Here is a 6,000-nt window from a genome sequence, read left to right as displayed (position 1 = left end):
GGCTGTTAGAACTCAATCTGTACGAGTGCCCACACAGATGATTGCTTTATATTGTTAAAGAACGTTTTGAGTCGCTTTAGCGTCTCAAGGGATGCGAATAATACACCCTTTATTTTTCGAGTCAATACTTTGTTTTAAATTTTCTTTTGGAAGATTTAAAACCGAAGTTTTATTTAACTCTCTGAGTAGTTCGTGCCTCGCTATGCGTTGGCGTTTCCCGTCTCAGTGGGGTCGCATTATAGGGAGATCCGAAAACAGATCAACCCTTTTTTTAGATCTTTTTACTGTTCGAACAAAAATAGAACAAAACCACGTAAAACCACATGAAAACCCCTCTAAGATGATGCTTTTTTATGCTCTTATTTATTATTTAATACAAATATCATTGCTATGTTTGATTTAGGCGTTAAGATAGCAAGTTCACAATGTTAAATTAATGTTTATTTCCTGTTTATTGGTAGATCTAAAATGAAATTACCCGATCAAAAATCTTTTATCTTCTCTGTTATTCTTGCTGTAGTTGGTTTTGTTGTTGTTGAGTTTGCTTTAGGCGGCTTAGCTTTAAACCCTGCATTACTATTTGGTGCTGGTTTATTAATTGGTGCGATTGCTATTGCTGCAATATCATCTGATGTGACTGAAGAAGCTGAAGTTAAAACAAAAACGCTTTATGTTGGTAACCTTCCTTATCGTGCAAACGAAGGTGTGGTTCGTGCATTATTTGAAGAACAAGGCAAAGTATTCAATGTTCGTTTATTAAAGGATAAGAATACTGGCAAACGTCGTGGCTTTGGTTTTGTTGAAATGGCGCAAGCTGATGCAGACAATGCAATTGCTAACTTGAACGATAGCGAGTTCCAACAACGTACTTTAAAGGTACGTGAAGCAAAACAAAAACAAGAAGATGATTCTAATGCTCTACGTACTGAGACGGATCAGTCAGTGTAACTAGCTTTACCGCTAGCTTATTGCTAAACACATCAGCCGTTGCATAATATTGCAGCGGCTTTTTTATGTCTGTTTGTTTATCCATACATAAGTTAAGTTGGTTAAGTAGGAAGTTGACTCTATTTGCTATCGCTACACCTGAATCAAGTAATTTTACATTCCCTTCAAAGTACTGACTAATCGGCCCTGCTAATATCGGAAAGTGCGTACACCCTAGTACAAGTACATCTATAGTTTTATCTATATGTAGTTCATCGAGTACTTGATACAACTTATTTGTATCTAAAAAGCCTGTAAAAAAGCATTCCTCAGCTAACGTTACTAATTCAACACTGCTATAAAGGTTAACGATTACATTACGTGCATGTTCAGCAATTAATGTTTTTGTGTATGAACTGGCGACCGTTGCCGGCGTGGCTAACAAGCCAATATGATTTGAGCGTGTTAATTCTGCCGCAGGCTTTATTGCTGGCACAACACCTACAATAGGAATATCCGTAATTTGGCGAACAGCGCTGAGTGCAGATGTAGAAGCTGTATTACACGCTATTACAATTAAATCGACGTTAAGCGTGTTGGCTTTGATGAAATGAATAAGTGAACATAATCGGTTAATTATAGTTTGTTGGGATTGAGCACCATAAGGTAGTAATGCATTATCCATAAAATAGCTGTACTGAGCATTGGGGATACTTTGCTTGATATGTTCAAGTACAGTAGTTCCACCAATACCTGAATCAAAGACCATTATATGCGCTGACAAACTACCGTTCCTACTTTACTTTAAGATCGGCAGTTTGCCATGAGGTTTTTATAAAAGAAAGTAGTTTAACTTTGCGTGGCTTCTAAATCAGTAAGCCTGTCGGCTGCTGAATTTAACTGATTAAGGTTTTCGAACATAGACTTTGTATAATCTACTAACTTATCTATTTGTTCCTGATCTTGATTTAACCATTGGAGAATGCCAGCTAGCTGATTTTGTAATCCAAGCTCACCCGCTTTTTCAAAAGCATTTTTAAGGTCGTCATTAAAAGGGACTAAACCCTCTGCTACTTGTTTTTCTGGTGCTGGTTTATATTCTTCATAGCTTTTAACTGTTGCTATTGTTTTTGTTTGGCGTAAATCCATAGAAAAAGCCACCAGCTGATCGCTGTCTAAACTCAGCTCTTGCGCTTGTTCAAATGCTTCATCTAAATCACCACCAAAAAAGGTTTTACTTAAATCTTGTAAGTCTTCCATCATCGCATTAATAGCTTCTTGCTCTTGCTCGTTTAAGTCACCATTTACCGACATCGAAAATGATACCTGTCGAGATTGCGATGATGAGCTTGCAAACGACTCACTATTACTATTTTGCTGATAGCCACTTGCCGATTGAGATTCAAATGCATCAGCAAAGCTAATACTTACCTCATCGCCTTCTGCTGTAGTAAATTTATACTCTGCATTACTCGTCATACTGACGTATTGGGCCTGGCTTATATTTACGCTGGCAGGTTGTGGGTTAAATAACGACTCTTCAAACTTATCCAGCCCATTGTAAATTCCCTCTTTGGACTTATTAATGCCCTCTTCCATGTCATCATTAAATACGCCTGTACCTTTGAGTTCATCAACAGCGTCATCAATCCCTATTTGGACTCCTTTGCGCGCATCGCCTAGCATATCTTTGAGCTTTTCGTCATCAGCGCCGTTAGCTTTTGCTTTATTTACAGCACTACTTACAAAATCGAGTACGTTTTTTACTATTTCATCAAAATCAAATAGTGGTTTATCTGCTTTTTTTTCTGCGATAGGTAATCCAAGCTGCTCAGCCATTTTATCGCCAAGCACCTTTGCGGCCAACTCTCGGCCTCGTTGTTGATAGCTATCTTGAGGAGACGTAATTGTAGGTTGCTGTATATCAGCTTTATTATTGAATTTATTGATGTTGTTGTTTGGCGTAAAGCCATAATTACCTATTTTCATGATTCGTCTCCTAAGCGTGCGTAGTTTATTATCGGCTATAACAACAAAAACTAAAGTACAATGTTCAATAAAACAGCATAAATGCTAGCCAAAACTAGACAAATACGCAGCGCTCCCTACAATAGCGCCGATAAACAGATCTTAGATAAGGTAGTAGCGTTAATGGCAGTTATTAAAATAGATACCACACAGTACCAAGCGCAGTTAAGTGAAAAAGAGCAGCGAATTAGTACGCAGTTTCAACGTTTTGGTGTGGAGCAATTAGAAGTATTTAGCTCAGAGCCAACTAACTACCGCCAACGTGCTGAATTTAGAGTATGGCACGACGGTGATGATCTGTTTCACATTATGTTTGATCAACAAACAAAAGAAAAAATCCGTGTTGATACATTTGACCCAGCAGCGCCTCTAGTAGGTGAAATAATGCAGGTGATGATTGAAAATCTTAAGCCTTGTGAAATATTACGCCGTAAGTTATTTCAAATCGATTACCTATCAACGCTAAGCGGTGAAATTTTAGTAAGCTTGCTTTATCACAAACCACTGGATGATGAATGGTTAAGTGAAATTAAAGCACTGAAAGAAAAGCTTAGCAGTAAATACAAAATTGACTTTATAGGTCGTGCTCGCAAACAAAAAGAAGTACTAGGTGATGACTTTGTAACTGAACGTTTAACAGTTAATGGGCAAGAGCTTATTTATCAACAAGTAGAAAATAGCTTTACTCAGCCTAATGCAAAAGTAAATATTAATATGCTGGAGTGGGCACAAGATTTATGTAAACCACTTAAAAATGATTTACTAGAATTGTATTGTGGTAACGGTAACTTTTCAATTGCATTAGCGGGCTGTTTTAATAAAGTATTAGCGACGGAAATATCAAAATCATCTGTTCACTCTGCTCAATACAACATTGCTAAAAACAACGTAGAGAACTTAGATATTATTCGTATGTCTAGTGAAGAGTTTACTCAAGCAATGAATGGCGAGCGTACTTTCTCTCGTTTAGATGGTATTGATTTAAAAAGCTATGACTGCCAAACCATATTAGTTGATCCACCACGCGCGGGCATGGATGAATTAACGTGTGACTTAGTGGCTAACTACGAAAGCATAATTTATATATCCTGTAATCCTGAAACTCTTGAGCGTGACCTTGATCACTTAACACGTACGCATAACGTTAAGCGCTTTGCTATATTTGATCAGTTCCCTTATACGCATCACATTGAGTCGGGCGTTTTCTTACAGCGCAAATAACCAGCCAAAATTAAAGTGCCAGTACTTTTATAAGTGCTGGTATTTGCTCTTCACTAAATACTTGAATACCATTTTTTATTAATAATGCTGTAGTTAAGCCTAGCCCTTCGATTTTTACTCCGTGATGCTTTCCATCATATATTGTATTTCGTCCGCAAGAAGGGCTCGATTCTTTAAGTAGAGCAAAACGAACTTGATTCTTTTTACAGAGTTCTAGCGCTATATTAGCTCCAGTTTGAAACTGTTCTGTTACATCTTCTCCTAAATTAGTAACTACACTCCCCTGTATTATTTCAGCAGGAGCTCTAGGCGTAGGAAGCCCACCAGCGACCTCAGGACAAAACACAATTAATCTATTTTGTTTTTGCCACAAATTAAGCTGTGGATGCAAAATTGCGTGTCCTCTGCCATCGTAGCGAACAGGCTGCCCTAGCAAACAACTCGATACTAATATTTTTTCCATCGCTATATCCTTATAAAGCAAAAAAGCTCCTTAAGGAGCTTTTTTTGTTTTAGCTAAACTTACTTGTTAGCTAAGTAATTTATTAATTTGCTAATGTCTTCAGGTTTAGTAATACCCGACTCACGACCTAGGTTTAATTTGTACTTACCATTTACAATAAAGGTAGGTACGCCACGTAGTGCGCCTTTTTCTTTAAAGTAGTCTTGGTCGCGTTTCATTTTAGAGCTCAGCGTACGTACCGAGAAGCTTTTAAACAGCTTATCAAACTTATCACCATCAACGCCCTGCGCTACAAATATATCTTTTACATCTGCAAGCTCATTAAATTTAGCGCGCTTTGTATGGATATGATTAAAGATTGCAGAAATAATCTGATCTTTTTGTGGAAGCACTTCAGCTGTCGCCAGTGCTTGGCTCATCATCTGTTGGTTTTCTGGGTCACGTACACCTACAAAATCAACATGGCTCTTTTTAAATTTAACGTTTTTATCAAGCTTAGGCTTAAACTCACCAATTAGTGCTTCCATGTTATTACATGCAGGGCAGTAAAATGAGAAGAACTCTTTAACCTCTGGCTTTTTAGTTGCACGCTCAGAAACTACGTCGTAATGCACGCCTTCTTCATACGTTGCTGCAAAGCTTGTTGCTGCCATAGGAAGTAATATTGCAAGCAAACCTGCTTTAACTAATTTAATCATTATTATGCTCCGAAATTTATAGTGCTAATAAAAACGCTACTAACTCATCAAGTTCTTTTTGATTTTTGATGGTGTTGAGGTTTATTTTATATTTATCGTTAACAATAAAAGTAGGTACACCTGTAAGTGCGCCTAATTTTGAATATTTATTCTGTTTGTTTTGCATTGCTTGCTCAGCTGAAATAACAGGCATGCTTGCAATCTCTTGATCAAATGTTGCGCTATCAATACCATTTACTTCAAGTAATTTTTTAACGTCTTTCATTTCAGTTAATGGTGCACGTTGAACATGGATACTTTTAAAAATTTGATCGCTAATACTTTGCGCCTGACCATGCTGCTTAGCAATTAAGTAAGCAAAGCTTAAATTACTTTGTGCTTGTGGTGACACGCCACCTAAAAAGTTAACGTGGTTTTTAATAAACTCAGCGCCTTCTGGCAAGCCTTTTTCAATTGCTTTTGCTACTGGTTCAAACTTAAAGCAATGTGGACAGTAAAATGAGAAAAACTCAGTTACTTGCGGTGACTTGCTTTTGTCTACATCTATAACAGTGTATTGATTATCAACTTCAAACTGTGCAGCAAGTGCTGCAAATGGTAAACATAAAAGTAATAAACTCAGTTTTAATTTTTTAAGCATTTGTATCTCGTTGTACTTGTCTT

7 protein-coding genes are annotated in these 6,000 nt (G+C 37.2%); 2 read left to right on the top strand and 5 right to left on the bottom strand.

Annotation, left to right across the window (positions count from 1 at the left end; genetic code table 11):
* The first annotated feature begins 468 nt into the window (after positions 1 to 468).
* Entirely contained in the window at positions 469 to 948 is a 480-nt protein-coding gene (locus tag H5159_RS19660; RefSeq protein WP_024596401.1) for an RNA-binding protein, read from the top strand.
* Here the strand turns inward: H5159_RS19660 and murI are convergent.
* The gene (gene murI, locus H5159_RS19655) at positions 911 to 1,711 is read right to left on the bottom strand and encodes a glutamate racemase (RefSeq protein ID WP_182712936.1); all 801 of its coding nucleotides are present in this window, start codon (positions 1,709 to 1,711) and stop codon (positions 911 to 913) included. The two genes, H5159_RS19660 and murI, sit on opposite strands and share 38 nt — an antisense overlap.
* Before the next feature lie 65 nt (positions 1,712 to 1,776).
* Positions 1,777 to 2,916: a DUF5610 domain-containing protein gene (locus H5159_RS19650; protein WP_182780884.1), complete on the bottom strand. Its 1,140-nt coding sequence runs from the start codon at positions 2,914 to 2,916 to the stop codon at positions 1,777 to 1,779.
* 162 nt (positions 2,917 to 3,078) lie between these two features.
* On the opposite strand from H5159_RS19650, the gene trmA reads away from it, so the two are divergent.
* The gene (gene trmA / locus H5159_RS19645; protein WP_154904185.1) at positions 3,079 to 4,176 is read left to right on the top strand and encodes a tRNA (uridine(54)-C5)-methyltransferase TrmA; all 1,098 of its coding nucleotides are present in this window, start codon (positions 3,079 to 3,081) and stop codon (positions 4,174 to 4,176) included.
* Between the two features lie 10 nt (positions 4,177 to 4,186).
* On the opposite strand, the gene H5159_RS19640 is transcribed toward trmA, so the two are convergent.
* The 3 genes from H5159_RS19640 to H5159_RS19630 are packed head-to-tail and all read right to left on the bottom strand — an operon-like array spanning position 4,187 to position 5,977.
* A complete protein-coding gene (locus tag H5159_RS19640) occupies positions 4,187 to 4,639 on the bottom strand; it encodes a DUF523 domain-containing protein (RefSeq protein WP_002962057.1) in 453 nt (150 codons plus the stop codon).
* A 59-nt stretch (positions 4,640 to 4,698) separates the two neighbouring features.
* Positions 4,699 to 5,337 carry a thiol:disulfide interchange protein DsbA/DsbL gene (locus H5159_RS19635; RefSeq protein ID WP_002962055.1) on the bottom strand — a complete coding sequence of 213 codons (639 nt, stop codon included), beginning with the start codon at positions 5,335 to 5,337 and terminating at the stop codon, positions 4,699 to 4,701.
* Between the two features lie 16 nt (positions 5,338 to 5,353).
* Complete coding sequence (locus H5159_RS19630) at positions 5,354 to 5,977, bottom strand: thiol:disulfide interchange protein DsbA/DsbL (RefSeq protein ID WP_002962054.1); 624 nt, start codon at positions 5,975 to 5,977, stop codon at positions 5,354 to 5,356.
* Positions 5,978 to 6,000: the final 23 nt, after the last annotated feature.

The organism is Pseudoalteromonas sp. SG43-1 (assembly GCF_014164415.1).
Taxonomy (GTDB): domain Bacteria; phylum Pseudomonadota; class Gammaproteobacteria; order Enterobacterales; family Alteromonadaceae; genus Pseudoalteromonas; species Pseudoalteromonas distincta.
The sequence above is the reverse complement of the archived record's forward strand: the minus strand, read 5'-3'. Positions and strand labels throughout refer to the sequence as shown.

Coding starts and splice junctions, on each gene's coding strand:
- H5159_RS19630 (WP_002962054.1), bottom strand. CDS start 5,977: ATGCTTAAAAAATTAAAACTGAGTTTATTACTTTTATGTTTACCATTT.
- H5159_RS19635 (WP_002962055.1), bottom strand. CDS start 5,337: ATGATTAAATTAGTTAAAGCAGGTTTGCTTGCAATATTACTTCCTATG.
- H5159_RS19640 (WP_002962057.1), bottom strand. CDS start 4,639: ATGGAAAAAATATTAGTATCGAGTTGTTTGCTAGGGCAGCCTGTTCGC.
- H5159_RS19650 (WP_182780884.1), bottom strand. CDS start 2,916: ATGAAAATAGGTAATTATGGCTTTACGCCAAACAACAACATCAATAAA.
- trmA (WP_154904185.1), top strand. CDS start 3,079: ATGGCAGTTATTAAAATAGATACCACACAGTACCAAGCGCAGTTAAGT.
- H5159_RS19660 (WP_024596401.1), top strand. CDS start 469: ATGAAATTACCCGATCAAAAATCTTTTATCTTCTCTGTTATTCTTGCT.